The sequence below is a fragment of the Acrocarpospora pleiomorpha genome, from assembly GCF_009687885.1.
Taxonomy (GTDB): domain Bacteria; phylum Actinomycetota; class Actinomycetes; order Streptosporangiales; family Streptosporangiaceae; genus Acrocarpospora; species Acrocarpospora pleiomorpha.
Genome location: NZ_BLAF01000049.1, coordinates 51832 through 71151, shown reverse-complemented (window position 1 = coordinate 71151; position 19320 = coordinate 51832). Strand labels below are relative to the sequence as shown.

Genomic DNA, 19320 nt, shown 5'->3' with positions numbered 1-19320 from the left:
CCATTCGCCCCTGCGTCCGAGGACATAAATGACCGACAAGACCGCCCTGATCGTCATCGACATGCAGAACGGGTTCTGCCTGCACCCCGCCGGTGGACTCCAGCAGAAGATGGGCTGGCCCCCGCTCGTCAACGTGCCCGCCGTGATCGACGCCAGCGCCGCCCTGATCGCGGCGGCCCGCCAGCGCGGCATCCCCGTGATCTACGTCCGTTACCGGACCCTTCCGGACATGCTCAACGCGATGCGGATCCACCGGGAGGCGGCCAGCGTCCTGCCGCCGGGCACGGTCCTGTCCATGGAAGGGGCCGAGGGCGACATCGTCGAGCGGCTCGCCCCGCTGCCGGGCGACTACATGGTCAGCAAGACACGCTGGGACGCCTTCCTGTACACCGATCTGGAACCGCTGCTCCAGGGTCTCGGCACGGTGAACCTGATCATGTGCGGCGTGCTGACCAACGCCTGTGTCGAGACCACCGCGCGCTCGGCGCTCCAGCGCAACTACCGGGTCTGGGTCGCGCGGGACTGCGTGACGAGCGAGTCGGCGCAGCTGCACGAGAACGCGCTCATGAGCATGACCAGCCTCGGCGCGAACGTCACCGACTGGCGCGACGCGATCGCCGGCCGCGTGCTGATCTGACCGCCGCCGAGACACGAAAGAGAGACAGGACATGCTGCGACGCACCGACTTCTACATCGACGGCGCCTGGGTGGCGCCGTCGGGACAGGAGCGGATACCGGTCTGCGATCCCGCCGTCGAGGAGGTCGTCGGGGTGGTCAGCCAGGGCACCCCGGACGACGTCGACCGGGCGGTGGCCGCCGCGCGACAGGCCTTCCGCACGTACGGCCTCAGCGACAAGCAGGACCGCATCGCCCTGATGCGGCGGATCATCGACGTCTACTCCGCACGCACGGAGGAGATCGCCCGGACGATCTCCATGGAGATGGGGGCGCCCATCACGTTCGCCCGGGAGGCCCAGACGGCCAGCCTGATCGGGCAGTTCGAGCAGGCCATCGACACCCTGCGGCACTACGAGTTCGAGCGCCCGATGGACGGCTCGACCATGGTGCGGCGCGAGCCGATCGGTGTTTGCGGCCTCATCACCGCGTGGAACTGGCCGCTCAACCTGATCGCGTCCAAGCTGGCCTACGCCCTCGCCGCCGGCTGCACCGTCGTCCTCAAACCGAGCGAGGTGGCGCCGCTCTCCGCCATGCTGCTGGCCGACGTCATGCACGACGCCGGGGTCCCGGCGGGCGTCTTCAACCTGGTGAACGGGGATGGCGCGACGGTCGGCCAGAGCATCTCCGCCCATCCCGATATCGACATGATCTCCTTCACCGGCTCCACCCGCGCGGGAGTTCTGATCGCCAAGGCCGCGGCCGACTCGGTCAAACGGGTTCACCAGGAACTCGGCGGCAAGTCGGCCAACATCATTCTTCCCGACGTCGACCTCCAGGCGGCCGTGCACGCGAACGTCCGGCGCTCCTTCCTGAACTCCGGGCAGTCCTGCCAGGCCCCGACCCGGATGCTGGTGCACCGGAGCCGCCACGAGGAGGCGCTCGGCCACGCGAAGGCGGCGGCGGAATCCATCGCGTACGGAGATCCGGCGGCGGAGGAGACCGTGATGGGCCCGGTGGTCTCCGAGATCCAGTACGAGCGGGTGCAGTCCATGATCCGTAGCGGCCTGGCCCAGGGCGCCCGCCTGGTCTGCGGGGGGCTCGGCCGGCCCGACGGCCTGGAACGCGGCTTCTTCGTCCGGCCGACCATCTTCGGCGATGTCGGCAACCACATGACGATCGCGCGGGAGGAGATCTTCGGGCCGGTGCTGCCGGTCATCCCGTACGACACGGAGGACGAGGCGGTGGACATCGCCAACGACACCCCCTACGGCCTGGCCAACTACATCCAGTCGGGCGACGGCGCGCGAGCGCGGCGGCTCGCCGCCCGGCTGCGCTCCGGCCGCGTCTACATCAACACGATGGGCCAGAACTCGCAGGCGCCGTTCGGCGGCTACAAGCAGTCCGGCAACGGCCGCGAGGGGGGCGAATTCGGGTTGGAGGAATACCTGGAAGTCAAAGCCATCATCGGCAGCTGAACACTCAGGAAACGGAGGAAAGAAGTGGAGTACAGGCGTCTGGGCCGTTCCGGTCTCCAGGTCTCGCGAATCACCCTGGGCTGCATGGGATTCGGTAAGGCGGAGGCGGGCACTCATCCCTGGACGATCGGCATCGACGAGGCGCGGCCGATCGTCCGCGCGGCACTCGATGCCGGGATCACCGTCTTCGACACCGCGAACATGTACTCGCACGGGACGAGCGAGGAGATGCTCGGAACGCTCCTGAAGGAGGCGGGGGTGCGTGACGAGGTGATCGTCGCCACCAAGGTCTTCGTGCCGATGGGCCCTGGCGCGAAGGGCGGCGGGCTCTCCCGCGGGGCGATCTTCGCCCAGGTCGACGCGAGCCTGAGACGCCTGGGCACCGACTACATCGATCTCTACCAGGTCCACCGATTCGATTCCGCCGTACCGGTGGAGGAGACGATGGAGGCGCTGAACGACGTCGTACGCTCGGGGAAGGTCCGCTATCTCGGCGCGTCGTCGATGTTCGCCTGGCAGTTCGCCACCGCCCAGTTCGCCGCCGCGCTGCACGGCTGGACGCGCTTCATCTCCATGCAGGATCAGTACAACCTCCTGATGCGCGAGGAGGAACGGGAGATGCATCCGTTCTGCGTCGACCAGGGCGTCGGTGTGCTGGCGTGGAGCCCGCTCGCCCGGGGCCGCCTGGCCGGCGCCTGGGGCGAGCGAACGAAGCGCATGGAAACCGATCTTTACGGCGGCGGCCTCTACACCTACGACGAGCGCTCCAACCGGGACATCGTCGAGACCGTCGGCCGGATCGCGGCGGATCGCGGCGTCACCCGGGCGCAGGTCGCTCTCGCGTGGACCCTGCACAAGCCGGCCATCGCCAGCCCGATCATCGGCCCGACCACGGTCGACCACCTGACAGACGCACTGGGCGCCCTGGACCTCGCCCTCACCAACGACGAGATCAAGGCACTCGAAGCCCCCTACACCCCGCGCTACCCGACGGGCTTCTAGACCACCGAGTTTGAAAGCACCGGCCGCTGAGGAGATCATACTGTTCGACATCCCACGTTCTCGTAGCCGAAAGGACCGCCTTGTCGGACTCCCCCCGATTGTCGAGACCGGCACTGCTGACCTGGCTGGTGGCTGCAGCCGTCGCCGCCTTCCCGACGTGGGAGGAATGGCGCTTCCGGCTCCAGCCTGGTGCGTACGAGACCTTCGGCTGCGTTGGCGGCTGGGGAGGGTGGGAGACACCCCTACTAGATCCGCTGCGAGGCGATCTAGACAGGATCATGGAGAACGTGGAGGCATGGGGCCTCCCCGCGGTCGTGGTCCTGGTGGGATTTCTCGCCTGCTTGGGCGGTAGGGATCCGCGGGTCGTGGGGCGGCGAACGGCGGGCGTTCTCGTTGCGATCGCGGTCCTCGTGCCGGTCGTCCCTGTCTACGCGGCTGAGGAAGGCTGCGGCTTGATGCCCATCCTCAGCGCCGAGTGGTTCGCCACAGTGATGAGCAGCTGGGGAAGCACCCAACTCTGCCTTCTGGCCGCCGCCACGCTTGTTCTACTCACCACTCGGATGATGAGCGCCACCACCTCGGTCGTTCCATCGGCCGGTGTGACCTGGCGTCGACCGGTGGCGCTCCTGGTCGACTACATGATCATTGTCGTGACCCTCACTTTCGTCATCCAACCCATCCTGTCCGTGATCAGCTTCGACACCTCCATCCACCTGGACTTCGGAATCTTGAGCTGGTCGGCTCTCTCGCTGGACAAGGCGGAGCCCGAACGGTTACTCACCCTGGCCGGAGTGTTTCTGTACTTCTGGGTGAACCACAGTCTGTGGGGGCGGACACCGGGCAAGCGGCTGCTGCGCATCCACCTCGTCTCCGTACAGCCGACAGCACGGCCGACGGCGGGAAAGACAGCCCTTCGCACGCTGCTCTTCCCGCTCCTGCTCTTCGAACCGACATACGGGCAGCTCGCTCTCATCGTGGACGGGCTGTGGGCGCTTCTCGACCCCGACGGCCGGACACTTCACGACCGCTTGGCGAACACCGACGTCACACGCCGGATACCACCAGATGTAGGGCGCTCCGATTCCCCAGCAATCACGGAAGGGGCGCCCTCCCCGGGTGCGTAGGAGGGCGCCCTTCGCAGGGGTGATCTCCCCTGCCGACCGGAAGGGGTGCCGGGGCGGGACCCCGGCACACCTTGGTGGGCTTAGACGGGGGTGCCGCCGTTTGCCACGATCAGGGCGTTGGCGTCGCGTAGGAACGTGGCCTTCACTGCGAGGTCAGAGACGGTCTTCGGGTCGTTGACCGCTTCGATGAAGCGGGTCAGCTTCTTGACAATCTTCTTTTTGTCTCGTTCGCGTTCCTTGTCCTCGGAGACCATGACCTTGGAGATCTTGTCCTCGAGCTTGGCGGCGCCGGTGGGTGACAGCTGGCTGGTGGCCTGGAAGCGCTCGATCAAGGCGGAGATCTCGTCGGTGGAGGTGAGCGTGGTGAACTTCACGGACTGTTCGTATGTGCCGCCGGACTGGGTGGCGACGGTGACGGTGAGCGTGTGGTCGCCCAGGGGTAGTTGGTGGAGTTGCTGGGCGGTTCCGGAGGTGAACGGCTGGCCGTCCAATGTGCCGGTTACGGTCTTGACGCCGGTGCCGGCGACTTCCCAGGCGATGGTGAGTTCCTGGCTGTCGCCGTACTCGGTGCCGTCGGTGACGCCGGAGATGAGGATGGTGGTCCCGGTGTCGGGGAGGGCGCCGTAGACCTTCATCTCGTAGATGGAATAGCCCCACTGGCCGGACTTCTCCACGCCCTGCATCCGGATGTAGCGGGTGTCGGCGTTCAGGTCGATGAGGTCCGTGCCGCCGTTGCTTGCGGTTTCGGTGAACTTGTCGGTCCACGTCTCGCCGTCGGGAGAGGTCTGCACCTTGTATCCCTTGGCGTAGGAGGCCTCCCAGTCGATGGCGACCTGGTAGACGGTGTAGGTGTCGCCCAGATCCACCTGGAGCCAGTTGCCGGCCGACTCGCTCGCGCTCCAGCGGGTGGTGTTGTCGCCGTCGAAGGCGGCGGCGGCCGTCTGCTGGGCGTTGGACGCCGACGACGCGGTGGCCGTCTTGCCGAGCGCGATGTTGGGGGCTGCCTGGCCGTAGACCTCCATCTCGTAGAGGGAGTAGCCCCACTGGCCGGACTTCTCCACGCCCTGCATCCGGACGTACCTGCCCAGAGCGTTCACTGGGATCTTCTCGGTTCCGCCGGGTGAGTTGGCCTGGGTGTGGATGTCCTTCCAGCTGGTGCCGTCCATCGACACCTGGAGCTTGTAGCGCTTGGCGTAGGAGGCCTCCCACCGCAGGTCGACCTCGGTGAGGGCGTAGATGCCGCCCAGGTCGACCTGGAGCCAGTTGTCGGCGCTCTCGCCGGCGGCCCAGCGGGAAACCGGGTCGCCGTCGAATGCCTTGGCGGCGGCCTGGTCGGCGTTGGACTGCGAGGAGGCGGTCGCGGGCTTGTTCAGGGCCAGGTTGACCCGCGAGGTGTCCTTCAGCGTCAGCTCGAGCGTGACCGTCTGGTCCTTCTTCAGGGGAAGGACGCGGGCGATATTTCCGAGCGGCGAGTTCTGAACCTGCATGCCGGTGATCTGTTCGATGCCGTCGCGCTGGATCAGGGTGAGGTTCTGGTCGACGTCGGAGGTCAACGTCACCTTCACCTTGTGGCTGTCCATGTCCCAGTCGAGGTCGTCGATGGTGAACCGGCTCTTGCCCAGCATGCCGGAGATGGAGCCCTTCTTCAGGCCCTTGGGCAGCGCGGGAAGCAGCTCCAGCGTGCCGGGGTCGGTCGTGGCCAGCATCTCCATCATGATCGTCGGTACGGAGTTGACGACGTCGGTCGCGAACACCCCCTTGTTGTTGTAGTGCGACGTCGACAGGCCGCTGTAGTAGTAGTCGTCCTTGGCGAACCGCATCAGCTTCGCGTTGACGGATTCGGCGTTGTTCAGGCCGGCGGCGATCAGCGCACCGTGCAGCAGGCCGTGGCCGGCGTTCTCGTAGCTGCCGCCGTCCTTCTTCTGCAGGAACACCTTGGCCGCGTCGTACAGCTGCTTGTTCTTCTCCGGTGTGATCTCGCGGTACGGCCAGACGGGCATCAGGCCACTGGAGTGCCGGTGCTGGTAGGCGTTCTTGTTCGCCAGGTCCGGCCACGCCCACTCGGCCAGCGCGCCGTCATTGTTGACCAGGTACGGCGGCAGGTTGTCGAGCTTCTCCTGCCAGACCGCGATCTTGTCCTGGTCCCTGCCGAGCGCCTTGCTCGTCTCGATCAGCGTCGACAGCGCGAACCGGGCGCCGGAAATGTCGTACACCGAGTTGACCGACAGCGGCACACCGCCCGCCGGCCGGTTCTCCGGCGAGATGGACCCCGCGAAGACGTATTTGCCGTTGGCGTCCTTCTCGACGAGGAAGTCCTCGTAGAAATCTCCCATGTCCCGGATCAGCGGGTAGTACTGCTGCTCCAGGAACGTCTTGTCGCCCGTGATCTGGTAGTGCTCCCAGAACGGGTAGAGCAGCCACGACTCGCCACCCGTGACGTACTGGTACGGATAGTCGAAGTTGATGTTGGAGATCAGGCCTTCGCCGTTGGGCGTGTTGCCGCCTGTCAGCATGCCGCGCGTGCCGAGCAGCTTCTGGGCGTTGGTCCGGAAGTCGGCCTGCCACTGCTTGTTGATCCACCAGTAGCCCGCCATCACCTCCGGCAGGTTGCCGATGTTGCCGCCGGAGATCTGCAGGTTGAGGTTGGCGTCCAGGTGGTAGTAGCCGTCCCAGCCGACGTTGCTGTCGCCGGTCCAGTTGCCGAGCAGGTCGGGCGGGGCCGTCGCGCTGCTCGACCCGATCAGGTGGTAGCGGCCGGAGTAGTACAGCCGCTCGAACAGGGCCAGGTTCGGCGTGGTCGCGGTCTTCTGCGCGGCGAGCAGCTCCTCGTTGGACTTCGAGCGGTCCTCGGGGCCGGCCCCGAAGTCGATCGAGACGCGGTTGAACATCTCGCTGTGCTTGGCCACGTGCCGATTGAGCAGCGCCTGGTAGTCGCCGGGGATCGCCGCCAACCGCGCTTGCAGGAGCTGCTTGTTCCAGTCCTGCTCGGCGGGGACGCCGCCCGCGTAGGTGCCGTCGTAGCGCTGGGTCAGCGACAGCAGCATGACGTAGGTCGCGTTGGTGACCGAGACGTCGGTGCCGGCCATCGTCTTGACGCCGTCCGTCACGATGCGGGTGACGCCCTCGTACCCGGCGTTGTAGCTGCCGTTCGGGTATTTCGCCCGCAGGTTGAGGAAGTCGGTGTTGGAGTTGTTGACGTACGTGACGCCCTTGTTGAGCAGGTTCATGCCCGGGTCGATGGACAGGCCGAGCTTGACGTCGAGCTTCTGCCCGGCGGGGGCGGGCAGGTACTGGACGGTGACGCCGTCGGTCTGCGAGACGAAGGAGTCGCGCTTCCAGTCGCCCTTGTCGTCGGTCCAGTTCACCGAGACGACGCCCGCGGAGTAGTCGGTGGACCGGACGTAGTTGGTGACCTCACCGGTGGCCGGCAGCTGGAGGGTCATCTTGAAGCCGGGGTGCTTGCTGCCCTCGCCGCCGCCCTGATAGCCCTGCACGTCGGCCGCGAGCTGGTTGGCCTCCTGGTACTTGCCGGCGATCAGCAGGTCCCTGATCTTCTTGATGTTCTCCTGGCTGACGGTGTTGAACGTCCGGTGCGGGCGGTTCTCCGACCGCGCCATGAAGAAGTCGCGGTCGTTGAAGACGACCGTCTCCTCGCGCGGGTTGCCGAAGATGATGACGCCCTGCTTGCCGTCGCCCGCGAGCAGGCCCTCCTCCCAGTCCGCGTAGGTGCGCGGGTAGGAGGTGGACAGCGCCCGCGTCGCCGGGTTGCCCGGCGTCGTGAACGTCTTCGCCAGGCCCTGGCCCTCGTTGCCGTTCGCGTCGAGCGCGGTCACCTTCACGGTGTAGGTCCGGCCGGCGGCCAGGCCCGTCACGCCGGAGCTGCGCGCGTCCGCGCCCAGCGTGGCCTTCAGCGTCTGGCCGAGATAGAGCTTGTAGCCGGTCACCGCCTGGTTGTCGGTCGCGGCGGGCCAGGTGGCGGTCGCCGAGGTGTCCGTCAGGGCGCTGATCTGGAGCTGCGCCGTGGCCGGCCAGGTGGGGGCGGTGTCGGCCGGCTTGACCTTGCCGTACACCTCGAACTCCCAGAGCGACAGGCCCCACTGGGTGGCCGCCTTGGTGCCCTGCATGCGGACATAGCGTCCCTCCGCCAGCGGGTCGAGCACGATTTCGTCGATGTGGTCGCCGGTCGGCGTGGAGTCATTGTGGGAGTGGACGTCGGTCCAGGTGCTGCCGTCCGCCGACGTCTGGATCTTGTACGTCGAGGAGTAGGCGGCCTCCCAGTTGAGCACGACCTTGTCCAGGACGTAGGTCTTGCCCAGGTCGACCTGGATCCACTGGGTGTCGCCGCCGTTGGAGCCCCAGCGCGTCGAGGTGTTGCCGTCGAACGCGCGGAACGCCGAGCGGTCGTTCTGCGGCTGGCTGTTGGTCTCGCCGCTGCCGTCGTTGGACTGCGACGACGCCGTGTACGCGGACGGCGGCAGGTTCAGCGCGACATTGACCGGAACCTCCGGCTGGACCGGGGTGCCGTAGATCTCGAACTCGTACAGCGAGTAGCCGTACGGCGTCTGCGGCAGGACACCCTGCATGCGAACGTAGCGTGCTTTCTTGCGGATCTGCACCGTCTCGACGCCGCCACCGCCGGTCGTGGTGGAGAAGACGTCTTCCCACTGCTGGCCGTCGCCCGAGATCTGGATCTTGTACGACTTCGCGTAGGCCGCTTCCCACGACAGGACGGCCTTGGACACGTCGTACTCGTCCCCGAGGTCAACCTGGATCCAGGCGTTCGGGTCGTTGCTGTGGTCGCTGGACCAGCGGGAGGAGCCGTTGCCGTCGATCGCGTACTTCGCGAGCAGGTTGGTGTCCTCGTAGGAGGCCAGGGCCTTCGCGTCGGGGTTCAGCGACAGGTTGACCGGCACGTCGGTCGGCGGGGCCGGGGGCTCCGGCACGGTCTGGCCCGCCGGGGGCCACAGTGTGAACGAGTTGCCGCCGTTCTTCGCCTCGGCGAAGGGTCCGGCCATCCCGCTGAACGGCTTGCCGAAGAAGTCGGTGGTGACGTCGGCGGCGATGCTCTCGTTGGCGAGGGGGATGACCCCGACCCTGGCCTTCGTCACCGGCGTCAGGCCGCTGATGCCGGTGGCGTCGAGGGTGAAGTCGAGCTTCACCTCGCGGTTGGTCGCGGCGACCTGGACGCCGGACAGCACGCCGGTGGAGTTGCCCTCCTTGACGTGCGTCTTGCCGGTCGCGTCGGTCGGCAGGGTCGAGCCCTGGACCAGGTTGTTGTACCAGAAGAACTTCTGGACAGAGGTGGGCGCGGTGGTCTCGTTCATCGTGCCCGGCTGGAAGTAGTAGGCGTCCCGGCCGCCGCCGTCCACGGCGATGCGACCGTTGTCGATGAACATGTTGTTGGCGTACACGACGCCGGTGGCGTCCAGCATGCGGATGTCGCTGTTGCCGATGAAGACGTTGTTGTCCACGAGGATGGGGCCGTGGACGGCCTCTGCGTAGTAGCCCCACGGGCTGTTCATGACGATGTTGCCGGTGACGCGGACGTTCTGGTTGCCCCAGTCCGTCCAGATGCCAGCGGAGTTGCCGCCCTTGGAGTTCTTGAGGTAGTTGCCCTTAATGAGCCCCTCGTTCATGTAGTGAACCTTGATCGGAGCTGTCTCGGCGCCGCTGAACTCGCCGCGGTAGTTGGTGTCCTCGATGAGGTTGTACAGAATGTCGGAGTTCCAGGAGAAGACGCCGGCGATGCCGGATTGGCCGGACTTGCCGATGTAGTTGTTGCGGACGATGTGGGAGCCGTACTTGGCGGTGTCGCGGAAGTTCGTCCGGGTCTGGCCGGGGCGGTTGCCGGCCCATTCGTCACAACCCAGGCCGATGTCGATGGCGATCGTACGCGCGTTGATGACGGTGTTGTTCTCGATGATCCACTTCAGGCCGCCGTTGACGCTGATCGCGCCCGCCTGCCGCCGGGATGGGCTGCTCGGGAAGTCGGAGTAGGTGTTGGCCGCGTGCTTGACGGTGAATCCGTGGACGGTGATGTAGCCCAGGCCCCACGCGTCCGGTGCGAACACCTGGCGGCGCACGTTGATCTCGGCCAGCTTGGCGTTGGGGTCGGCGCCGTCGAAGTTGGCGTAGATGGTGGTGGTGCCGCCGGACACCTCCGTGTACCAGGTGCCGGGCGCGGCCTCCACGTTGCCCAGCGTCGCCTTCTCGTAGTAGGCCTGCTCGTTCAGGTAGACGTCACCTGCGGTGTAGCCGGGGAAGACGCCGTCTCCGCCGCCTTGCGGCTGGCCGGTTGCGTACGGGTTGTAGTCGCCGAAGTAGGCGGCGGGCAGCGTGACCTTCCACACGTCACCGCTGTGCTGAACCCAGTTGTCGATCTCCTCCGAGCCCTTGATGACCACCTCGCCGTCGCCGGCGTTCGTGTAGGTGATGCGCTGCGTCTCGTCGGCGCCGCCGCGCGCCGGTTTGACCCATTCGCGGTAGAGCCCGGCGTGGACGACCACCGTGTCGCCGGGCTGGGCTTCCTGCGCCGCGTGGTTGATTGTCAGATACGGCTCGGCCGCCGTGCCGGCATTGGTGTCTTTTCCGGTCTTGGCCACGTGAATTTGGCGCCCATCCTGGGCGATCGACGGCGCTGCCGTCGTTGTGACCATGAGGGCGCTTAATATCGCGCCGAGCGCGATCCTGAGGGTCCTTCGGTGTTTCATGGGGTTCCTTCGTTGCGATTCCCTGTGGAGCCCGTGACCTCGCCGAAGGACCGGACCGACATGTCAAGCAGCGTGCTGGGGAGAGCGGCGGCGCGGATCGCGCGGCCGTCTCGACGGGTGATTCGGAAAACGCGGCTCTCGCCCGGCAGGAGCGTGACGAGAGCGTCGTCCACGGCGAGCCGGGACGGCTCCAGGTCGAGCGGCGCGGCCAGCCGGTCGGCGGCCACGCACACATCGCGCAGCAGGGTCACGGCGGTGACCGTGACGTGCAGTTCGCCGTCGGCGACGGTGACATCGACGGCGCGTTCGGGTTCGGGAGCGGTCAGCTCCCGTTCCGGCCGGTAAATCCAGGTGGTCCGCGCTCCCCCTGCGTCGACGACGAGCATCTCCGCCCGCGGGTCGGCCGGTTGCCCGACCGCGGGATCGACGGGCAGCCGGACGAGGCCACCGGCCGGGCAGCCGGGCCGCACGCGGGTTCGCGCGTGCTCCTGGCCGTCCAGCCCGACCCGCCGGATGAGGACGTCGGGATGCCAGGGGGCGTCGGTGTCGTTCACGAGCACGAGTTCCAGACCCGCGTCACCGGTGGGGTCGTGGGTCGGCCCGGGGTGGACCGGCTGAACCGTGATCAGCCGGGGGGCGAACGAGTGGCGGAGGGCGTGCCAGAGGGGCTTCTCGATGCCCGTGCTGTCGACGGCCGACCAGCTGATCACCGGCCAGCAGTCGTTGAGCTGCCAGACGACGACCCCGCCGCAGCGCTCGCGGGAGCGCAGCCACTCGACGCCGGTCGAGACGGCGCGGGCCTGGACCACCTGGGTCGCGAAGTGCCAGTCGGCGTCGCCGCGGGGGGTGGGCACGTGCGGCTGGAGACCGCGGGTCAGCTTGTGCATGCCGTCGATCGCGCGCAGGTGGTGGCGCGTCTGGGGCGAGTCGGGCCCTGGTCTCTCGCCCTCGATGACGCGCCCGAGCGTGGTCCACGCGGGAGGGCCGCACCAGCCCATCTCCGCGACGAACGCCGGGTCGTGGTAGCGGTAGTGGGCGTAGTCGCGCTCGTTCCAGGCGTCCCACAGGTGGCTCAGGCCGTGCGTGTCGATGGCCGGATCCCGGTCGAGAGAGCCAGACCAGGGCGAGTTGGGCACGTAGGGCCGCGTCGGATCCAGGCGGGCCAGGACACCGGGCAGCACGTCGAGGTAGTAGCGGGCGCCCCACCCGCGTACCCCCACCTGGTCGGCCCACCCCCAGTGGTGCCAGCCGAGGACGGTCTCGTTGCCGCCGCACCAGAGCACCAGGCTCGGGTGGGCCGACATCCGCGCGACGGCCTGCTCCGCCTCGGCGGTCACCAGCTCGACCATCTCGTCGTCCTCGCTGTACGCGGCACATGCGAAGAGGAAATCGTGCCATACCAGGACACCGCGCTCATCGCAGGCGTCTAGGAACTCTTCTGTCGCAAAGTGACCGCCGCCCCAGACCCGCAGGAGGTTGGCGTTCCCGGCGACGGCCTGGTCGATCCGGTGCGCCACCCGTTCGGGCGTGGCACGGCTGGCGAGGGTGTCGTCGGGGATCCAGTTGTAGCCACGCACCCGTACGGGCCGGCCGTTCACGACGAGCGTCCAGCGCGTCCCGAGCCGGTCCGGGGTCTCGTCGACCGCGACACTGCGCAGGCCAACCCGGACGGCGGTGGAGTCGAGCACCACGCCGACGTGCTCGAGCTCCACCTGGAGGCGGTACAGCGGCTGCGCACCAAGGCCGACCGGCCACCAGAGGTCCGGATCGTCCACGCGCAGGACGATGGCCACCTCGTCCCCGACCACCGTGCCGACGGCCGACCCGGCCCGCCGACCGGCCGGGTCGGTCAGCTCGACGCGCACGTCCGAGCCTGCGGGCGCGTCCACGCGCACGTGCGCCGTCACGTGGGCGACGGCGTGGTCGAGCCGGACGAGCGGCCGCACGTGGTCGATCCGCCCGGCGTAGGTCTCCAGCCGGATGCCACGCCAGATGCCGGCGGTGACGTAGTGCGGTCCCCAGTCCCAGCCGAAGTTGGCCGCGGCCTTGCGCACGTGCGGGTAGGGCTCGTCATACGGGCTCGGCAGCGGGCCGTGCGCGCGCTCATGCTCGCGGGCGGCGTCCCAGGCCGAGGCGAAACGCACCTCGACGAGGTTGTCGCCCGGCAGCAGGACGTCGTCCACCCGCCACCGGTACGCCAGGTGCTGGTCCCGCGCGACCCCGACCCGATGGCCGTTGACGTAGACGTCCGCGATCGTGTCGAGCCCTTCGGCCACGAGATCGGTGCGGGCCCCGGGCGTCGGCGACCACTGCACGTGGCGCCGGTAGACCCAGTGGGAGTGACCGACCCACCGCTGCGCAAGCTCGCCCCACCCGACATCGGGATCGGCGATGAGCCCGGCCGCGAGTAAGGCCGTGTGCACCTCGCCGGGCACCTGTGCCGGGATGGCCGCCGTGCGGACGGCCGCGGGGACGTCGTCCGGGCCCGCCGACCAGATCAGCTCCCACTCGCCACCGAGGTCGAGCCGGGTGGCGGCGGCGGTGTTTACCTGCGTGGTCTGCGTCATCCCTTGACTGCTCCTGCGGTGAGTGCTTCCTGCATACGACGGTTCATGATCGAATAAGCGACGTACACCGGCAGGACCGCGAGCACGGTGCCGGCGGCGAGAACGCCGAGGTTGGTCGCGTCGGAGACGAGCGTCGGCAGCGCGACCTGGACCGTCCGCACGTCCGGCGCGGTGCCGGTGATGGTCAGCGAGAACAGGTACTCGTTCCAGAACGTGAGCAGCTGGAGGATCGTCACGCTGACCACGCCCGGCCTCGCGATGGGCACGAAGACGCTGGTCAGCAGCCGCCAGTGCCCGGCGCCGTCCAGCGCGGCCGACTCCACCAGGGCCGGCGGCACGGTGCGCATGAACTGCGTGAGGAGGAGCACGGACAGCGGCAGCGCGCTCGCGGGCAGGAAGAGCATCTGGAACTCGCGCGTGCCGAACAGCCCCATCTCGATCGCCAGCACGACCGTGGGGATCAGCGCGGCGAACGGCGGGATGAGGAAGCCCGCGGAGAACGTGCCCGTGATCACGCGGGCAAGCCGATTGTTCTGCCGGGCCAGCGCGTACGCCGCCGGCACGGCCAGGACCAGCGTCACCACGATGGCCACGACCGAGACGAGCACGGAGTTGAGCAGGGCCCGCCCCAGGTCGGCGGTCCGCCAGGCGGTGCCGAAGTTCTCCCACAACCACTGCGCCGGCAGCGCGAACGGCCGCGTGAAGATCTCGATGTTGGACTTCAGCGCGCTGACCACGAGGTAGTAGAGCGGAGCCGCCAGCAGCAACGCGTACGACCAAGAGAGGACCGTCGCCAGGAGCTTTCTCAACGGGAGTCCTCCTCAGGGCTGCGCAGCAGCGCGCGGATGAGGAGCATCCCGGCGATGCCGAGGAGCAGCAGCACGACGCCGACCACCTGGCTGTAGCCGAGATCCCGCTGCGAGAAGGCCTTCGCGTAGACCAGGTAGGACAGCGTGGTCGACGAGGTGCCAGGCCCGCCCTTGGTGAGCAGGAGGATCAGCGCGGCCGAGGTGAACAGCGTCCACAGGAACTGCAGCATCGCCAGCGTGCGGACGTAGTCCTTGACCATCGGGAAGGCGACCTGCCACATGGTGCGCAGCCGTCCGGCGCCGTCGATCTGGGCCGCCTCGATCACCTCGCCCGGCAGGCTCGCCAGGCGGGCGGCGAACAGCACCGCGGTCCAGCCGACGCCGCGCCAGAGGTCGATGGCGATGAGGGTCGCCAGCGCGGTGCTCGGGTCGGCCAGCCACGCGGTGGCCCAGGAGTCCAGGCCGATGCCGCGCAGCAGCCCATTGACCCCGCCGTTCGGGGACAGCACCCCGTAGAAGATCATCCCGGTCATGGAGATCGAGATGAGGCCCGGCGAGAAGTAAAGCACCGACAGGACGCGGTAGCCGCGCGGCTTGGTGTTGAGGTGGTAGCCGAGCATGAAGGCCAGCGGGATCATCACCGGGATCGCGACGGCGACCTGGATCGCGCTGTTGCGCACCGCGGCGTGGAAGGTCGGGTCGGCGAAGACGCGTGCGATGTTGTCCAGGCCGATGTACGTGGGCTCGTACAGCAGCCCCTTCCACCGGAGCGTGGCGATCACGAACATGGCGGCGAGAGGGCCGACCGAGAAGACGGCGAACCACACCAGAGACGGGATGGTCAGCCACAGGACCCGGGGCGACTTTGGCATTCGTGCGCTTTCTTTGGAAGCGGGTGGGGCCCAGGCATGGCGGCCCCACCCGGCGAGCGGGTCTCAGCCCTTGGTGGCGGTGTCGAGTCCTTCGCAGATCTCCTGCGGGGTGGCCTCGCCGTAGGCCCCGGTCAGGACCTGGGTGATCGGGTCGGACGCGGAGCCGATCCAGACGTCGGGCAGGACCGCGTAGTCGACGGCGGCGTCGAGGCCGAGCGACGCGGCGAGCAGCGGGTCGGTCGCGGACGAGGCGAAGTCGCCGGTGATCGGGGGCAGGATGCCGGCGTCCTTGACGAAGTCGCCGACGGTCGGCTGGTCGTAGAACTTCGTCACGAGCTGCCGGATCTTGTCGATCTTGTCGGGCTCGGCGCCCTGCTTCGTAATCATGAATCCGACGCCCGTGAAGCCCTGGTAGGCCGTCGGCTTGGCGTAGGCCGCGCCGCTCGGGACGGGGAAGCCGCCGAGGGCCGTGTGCGTCTCGATCCCGGTGCCCGAGGCCTTGGACTCCGTGTACGCCCACGAGCCGGCGGACATGATCGCGGCCTTGCCGGAGTAGAAGGACGCGTACATGTCGTCGGCGGACAGGCCGGCGGCGTTGTCGACGAACACCTTGGCGTCGCGCAGCTCGGTGAAGAGCTTGATGCCGTTGAGGACCGACGCCGTCGCGCAGTAGCCGCCCTCCCGCATGACCTTCTGCATGGTCGCGGCGTCGGTGAACGACTGCGCGATCTGGTAGAAGAGCTTCTGCCCGGTCCAGTCGTTGCCGCCGACGGTGACGGGCCCGATGTCCGCGTCGCGCAGCTTCTTGGCGGCGGCGATGAGCTCGTCGGTGGTCTTCGGGACTTCCGTGACGCCGGCCTTGGTCAGCAGGTCGGTGTTGTACCAGAGCGGCCAGCTGAATCCGGAGAACGGCAGGCCCTGCAGCTGGCCGCCGGCGACGCCGCCGACCCGCCACTCGTCGAGGGCCTCCGGCTTCATCTTGCCGGCCAGGCCCCAGTCCTTGACGTACTGGTCGACGGGGACGGTGACGCCCGCGTCCAGCCAGCCCACCGTCTTGTCGAAGAGGTTGACGATCACCAGGTCGGGGGACTTGCCCGCGGCCACGGCGGTCTCCACCTGGTCGTCGATGGCTTCGAGGCCTTCGGTGAGGTTGATCTTGATGCCCGTCTCCGCGGTGAACGCGTCGAAGACCCGCTTCTGGGCCTGGGCCGCCGAGTTGCCCGCCGTCCAGCGGGTGACGACGTCGATGGAGCCGCCGCCGGTGGCCGAAGCGGCCGCCGGACCGGGCGCGGGGTCATCGGAGCCGCAGGCGGCGAGGGAGAGGACGAGGGCTCCGGCGGCGAACGCGGCCACCCCGCGTACGGCCCGTGGCGTGGTGCGGTGCATGGGGCTTCCTTTGCTTCATGTTCCGGGGGGTGTCGGGAACACGTGTGTCCCGGGGGTTACTCATGGGTTGCGTGCACATTGCTGGGGTTGCTCGAACCACAGCGTGCAGGACAGGAAGCCCCGGAGTCAATAAGAAAGATTAGTAATCTATTAAATGCTTGAGCCGCGCACCACCAGCGTCGCCGGCGCGGCCGTGATCACGCGGGGCGCGGCTCCCGACAGGGCTTCGGCCAGGGTCTCGCCGACCAGCTCGCCCAACGCCTGGACGTCATGGCTGACGGCGCTGAGCGGGGGGTCCGCGAGCTGGCACAGCGCCGAGTCGTCCCACGCCACGAGCGAGAGGTCGGCCGGGACCGCCAGGCCGAGACGGCTCGCCTCGTGCAGCGCGCCGAGCGCCATGACGTCGTTGTCGAAGATCAGCGCCGTCGGCCGGTCGTCGATGCCCAGGAGGGTGGTGACCGCGCGCACGCCGGCCGCCTCGGAGTAGTCGCCGTCGAACGTCGTCGTGCGCACGCCGTGTTCCGCCGCGACGGCGTCGAACGTGCGGCGGCGGATGATCGTGTGCGCCATCTCGGCCGGCCCGGCGACATGGCCGAGATGCGTGTGCCCGCCCGCGACCAGCGCGGCGACGACGTCGCGCATGGCCACCTCGTCCTGCGTCCACACCGTCGGCAGCCCTCCGGCGGTGACTGGGTCGCCGATGACCACGGTCGGCATGCCCAGCTCGGCGACGAGCGCGACCCGCTCGTCGCCGGGCAGCAGGTCGATCAGGATCATCCCCTGCACCTGGCCCTCGGCCGCCCACGCGCGCATCCGGTCGCTCGCCTGCCGTACGGTGGCGACCACCTGGAGCAGCACGGACACCCCCAGCGGGACGAGGACCCGCTCCATGCCCGCGATGAACTCGTGGAAGAACGGCTCGGCGCCGAGAACCTCGGCGTCGCGCACGAGGGCGAGGCCCACCGGCGTGCCCGCCCGGGGGCGTGTCAACGTACCCGTCGATAACGCGGCCATCGGTGCCCTTCCCTCGTGAACTAACCTCGTGACCGTAACGTAGTCTCGGCCTGGACTAGAGGTGGTTGAGCGTGGCCCGACGGGAGTCCGCGGTGGCGGGGCCAGGGAGCCGCGCGCTCATCGTCGACCTCATCCGGTCCGCGGGGCCGATCAGCCGGGTGGAGCTCGTCGAGGCGACCGGGCTGACCCAGCCGACGATCTCCAACATCGTCCGCCGCCTGATCGACGACGGCGTCGTGCGCGAGACCGGCGCCACGGTCGCGACCGGTGGCAAGCCCCGGACCCTGCTCGTGATCAACTCCCGATCAGCCTACGGCGTCGGGATCCGCATCGGAGCCGACACCCTCACGTGCGTCGTGACGGACACGCGGGGCGGCACGATCGGGCGCGAACTCGTCTCCGCGCCGCCCGCCGAGAAGCCGGAGGACGTCGTCGCCCAGCTGGCCGGGCTCTACCGCGACGTCACGCAAGGACTTGGTCTGTCGCCGCAGAGCGTGGCAGGTCTTGCCGTCGTCGGCCCGGGTCCGGTCGACGTCGCCCGGGGCAGGTTCCTCGCGCTCCCTGGCCTGGAGCGGTGGGCCGACCTCGACCTCGGCCCTGCCTTGACCGCCCGGCTGGGCGTGCCGGTGCTGGTGGACAGCGACGCCGCCGCGGCCGCCGTGGGCGAGTTCTGGGGGCGGCAGGTCTCGCGGGAGCGTACCTTCGGGTGCCTCTACATGAACTCGGGCATCGGCTCAGGGGTCGTCCTGGACGGAGCGCTCCATCGCGGCGCCAGCTCCAACGCGGGGGAGATCGGGCACGTCTCGGTGGTCCGCGACGGTGCCCGGTGCCGCTGCGGTAGTCGCGGCTGCCTGGAGCTGTACGCGGCACCCGCCGCACTGGTCGACCGGGCCAGGGCCATCCCCAACCTGGCGGACCGCCTGCGCATCCGCCCCGACGACCCGGACGCGCGGGCGTTCGACGTCCTCGCCCGCGCGGCGATCTACGGCGACGGGCAGGCCCGCGCGCTGGTCGACGAGTCGGCCCTGCTCCTCGCCGACGGCGCCATGACGCTCGCCAACCTCTGGGACCTCGACACGCTCGTGCTCGCGGGTCCTGGCTTCGCCGTCGCCGGTTCGCTCTACGTCAGCGAGATCCGCCGCCGCCTCGCGGAGCGGGCGTTCTCGCGCCGGATCCACGTGGTGCAGGTCGACCTGTCGAGCAATCCCCGCGACTCCGCGGCCATCGGCGGGGCGGCCCTGGTGCTGCAGGGATCCGTCGCCCCCGGCCACGGGCCACAGGTCGCCGCGCCGGGCTTATGAGCGGTTCTGCCGGGACATGGAGGTGGCGTAGCTGAGCGCGAAGAGGATCGCGCCCGGCGGGACGATGATCCACATCGGCCAGAAGTACAGGAGCTCGCCCTCGGTGATGCTGAGCATGACCCAGATGACCAGGTTGAGGGCGACCTTGGCGGCCCAGGCCACCCAGAGCACCTTGAGCCAGCGCGGCAGCGCGCCCGTCGCCACGGCCGGCGCCTTCGTCTGCGTGGCGGTGGTGGCGGGAGCCGCGGTGGGGGCGGTGCCGGGGAGGTCTAAGAAGAGGTTGTCCAGGTCGGCGTAGGTGACCGACTCGTAGGCGCGGCCCATGCGGTCGTTGTACTCGTCGAGGCTGAGGCGGCCCTCGTCCACGGCGGACAGGAGCCGGGCGACGGCGGCCTCGCGATCACCGTCGGACACCCGGACTTCACGTCGATCTACCATTTTT

The 19320-nt window shown here is 68.6% G+C and carries 12 protein-coding genes; 5 read left to right on the top strand and 7 right to left on the bottom strand.

The features are described 5' to 3' along the window. Window positions 1-28 precede the first annotated feature (28 nt). The 4 genes from Aple_RS35345 to Aple_RS35330 all read left to right on the top strand — a co-directional run bounded on the left by Aple_RS35345 (window position 29) and on the right by Aple_RS35330 (window position 4219). Window positions 29-637, top strand: a complete 609-nt coding sequence (locus Aple_RS35345) for a cysteine hydrolase family protein (protein ID WP_155349094.1) — start codon at window positions 29-31, stop codon at window positions 635-637. Window positions 638-668: 31 nt separating this feature from the next. Further along, window positions 669-2093 (top strand): aldehyde dehydrogenase family protein, encoded by a 1425-nt coding sequence (locus tag Aple_RS35340; protein ID WP_155349093.1) that lies wholly within the window; start codon window positions 669-671, stop codon window positions 2091-2093. 84 nt (window positions 2094-2177) lie between these two features. Next, window positions 2178-3095, top strand: a complete 918-nt coding sequence (locus tag Aple_RS35335) for an aldo/keto reductase (protein WP_308805533.1) — start codon at window positions 2178-2180, stop codon at window positions 3093-3095. A 98-nt stretch (window positions 3096-3193) separates the two neighbouring features. Beyond that, complete coding sequence (locus Aple_RS35330) at window positions 3194-4219, top strand: RDD family protein (RefSeq protein WP_155349091.1); 1026 nt, start codon at window positions 3194-3196, stop codon at window positions 4217-4219. Window positions 4220-4299: 80 nt separating this feature from the next. Here Aple_RS35330 and Aple_RS52385 read toward each other — a convergent pair whose 3' ends face one another. The 6 genes from Aple_RS52385 to Aple_RS35295 all read right to left on the bottom strand — a co-directional run bounded on the left by Aple_RS52385 (window position 4300) and on the right by Aple_RS35295 (window position 17553). Continuing rightward, window positions 4300-10929 carry a discoidin domain-containing protein gene (locus Aple_RS52385; RefSeq protein WP_170321812.1) on the bottom strand — a complete coding sequence of 2210 codons (6630 nt, stop codon included), beginning with the start codon at window positions 10927-10929 and terminating at the stop codon, window positions 4300-4302. After that, complete coding sequence (locus Aple_RS35315) at window positions 10926-13496, bottom strand: glycosyl hydrolase 2 galactose-binding domain-containing protein (RefSeq protein WP_155349090.1); 2571 nt, start codon at window positions 13494-13496, stop codon at window positions 10926-10928. Before Aple_RS35315 ends, Aple_RS52385 begins: the two co-directional genes overlap by 4 nt. Then, window positions 13493-14305 (bottom strand): carbohydrate ABC transporter permease, encoded by an 813-nt coding sequence (locus Aple_RS35310; RefSeq protein ID WP_155349089.1) that lies wholly within the window; start codon window positions 14303-14305, stop codon window positions 13493-13495. Before Aple_RS35310 ends, Aple_RS35315 begins: the two co-directional genes overlap by 4 nt. Further along, complete coding sequence (locus Aple_RS35305) at window positions 14302-15177, bottom strand: carbohydrate ABC transporter permease (RefSeq protein ID WP_155349088.1); 876 nt, start codon at window positions 15175-15177, stop codon at window positions 14302-14304. Before Aple_RS35305 ends, Aple_RS35310 begins: the two co-directional genes overlap by 4 nt. Window positions 15178-15240: 63 nt before the next feature. Further along, window positions 15241-16563, bottom strand: coding sequence for an ABC transporter substrate-binding protein (locus Aple_RS35300; RefSeq protein ID WP_155349087.1), 1323 nt, complete (start codon window positions 16561-16563; stop codon window positions 15241-15243). Between the two features lie 150 nt (window positions 16564-16713). Then, complete coding sequence (locus tag Aple_RS35295) at window positions 16714-17553, bottom strand: LacI family DNA-binding transcriptional regulator (RefSeq protein WP_218038662.1); 840 nt, start codon at window positions 17551-17553, stop codon at window positions 16714-16716. 95 nt (window positions 17554-17648) lie between these two features. Here Aple_RS35295 and Aple_RS35290 point away from each other — a divergent pair, with 95 nt between their 5' ends. Beyond that, entirely contained in the window at window positions 17649-18878 is a 1230-nt protein-coding gene (locus Aple_RS35290; protein ID WP_218038661.1) for an ROK family transcriptional regulator, read from the top strand. Here Aple_RS35290 and Aple_RS35285 read toward each other — a convergent pair. Further along, on the bottom strand, window positions 18873-19316 hold the full coding sequence (locus Aple_RS35285; RefSeq protein ID WP_155349086.1) for a DUF1707 SHOCT-like domain-containing protein: 444 nt from the start codon (window positions 19314-19316) through the stop codon (window positions 18873-18875). The genes Aple_RS35290 and Aple_RS35285 overlap by 6 nt on opposite strands. Window positions 19317-19320: the final 4 nt, after the last annotated feature.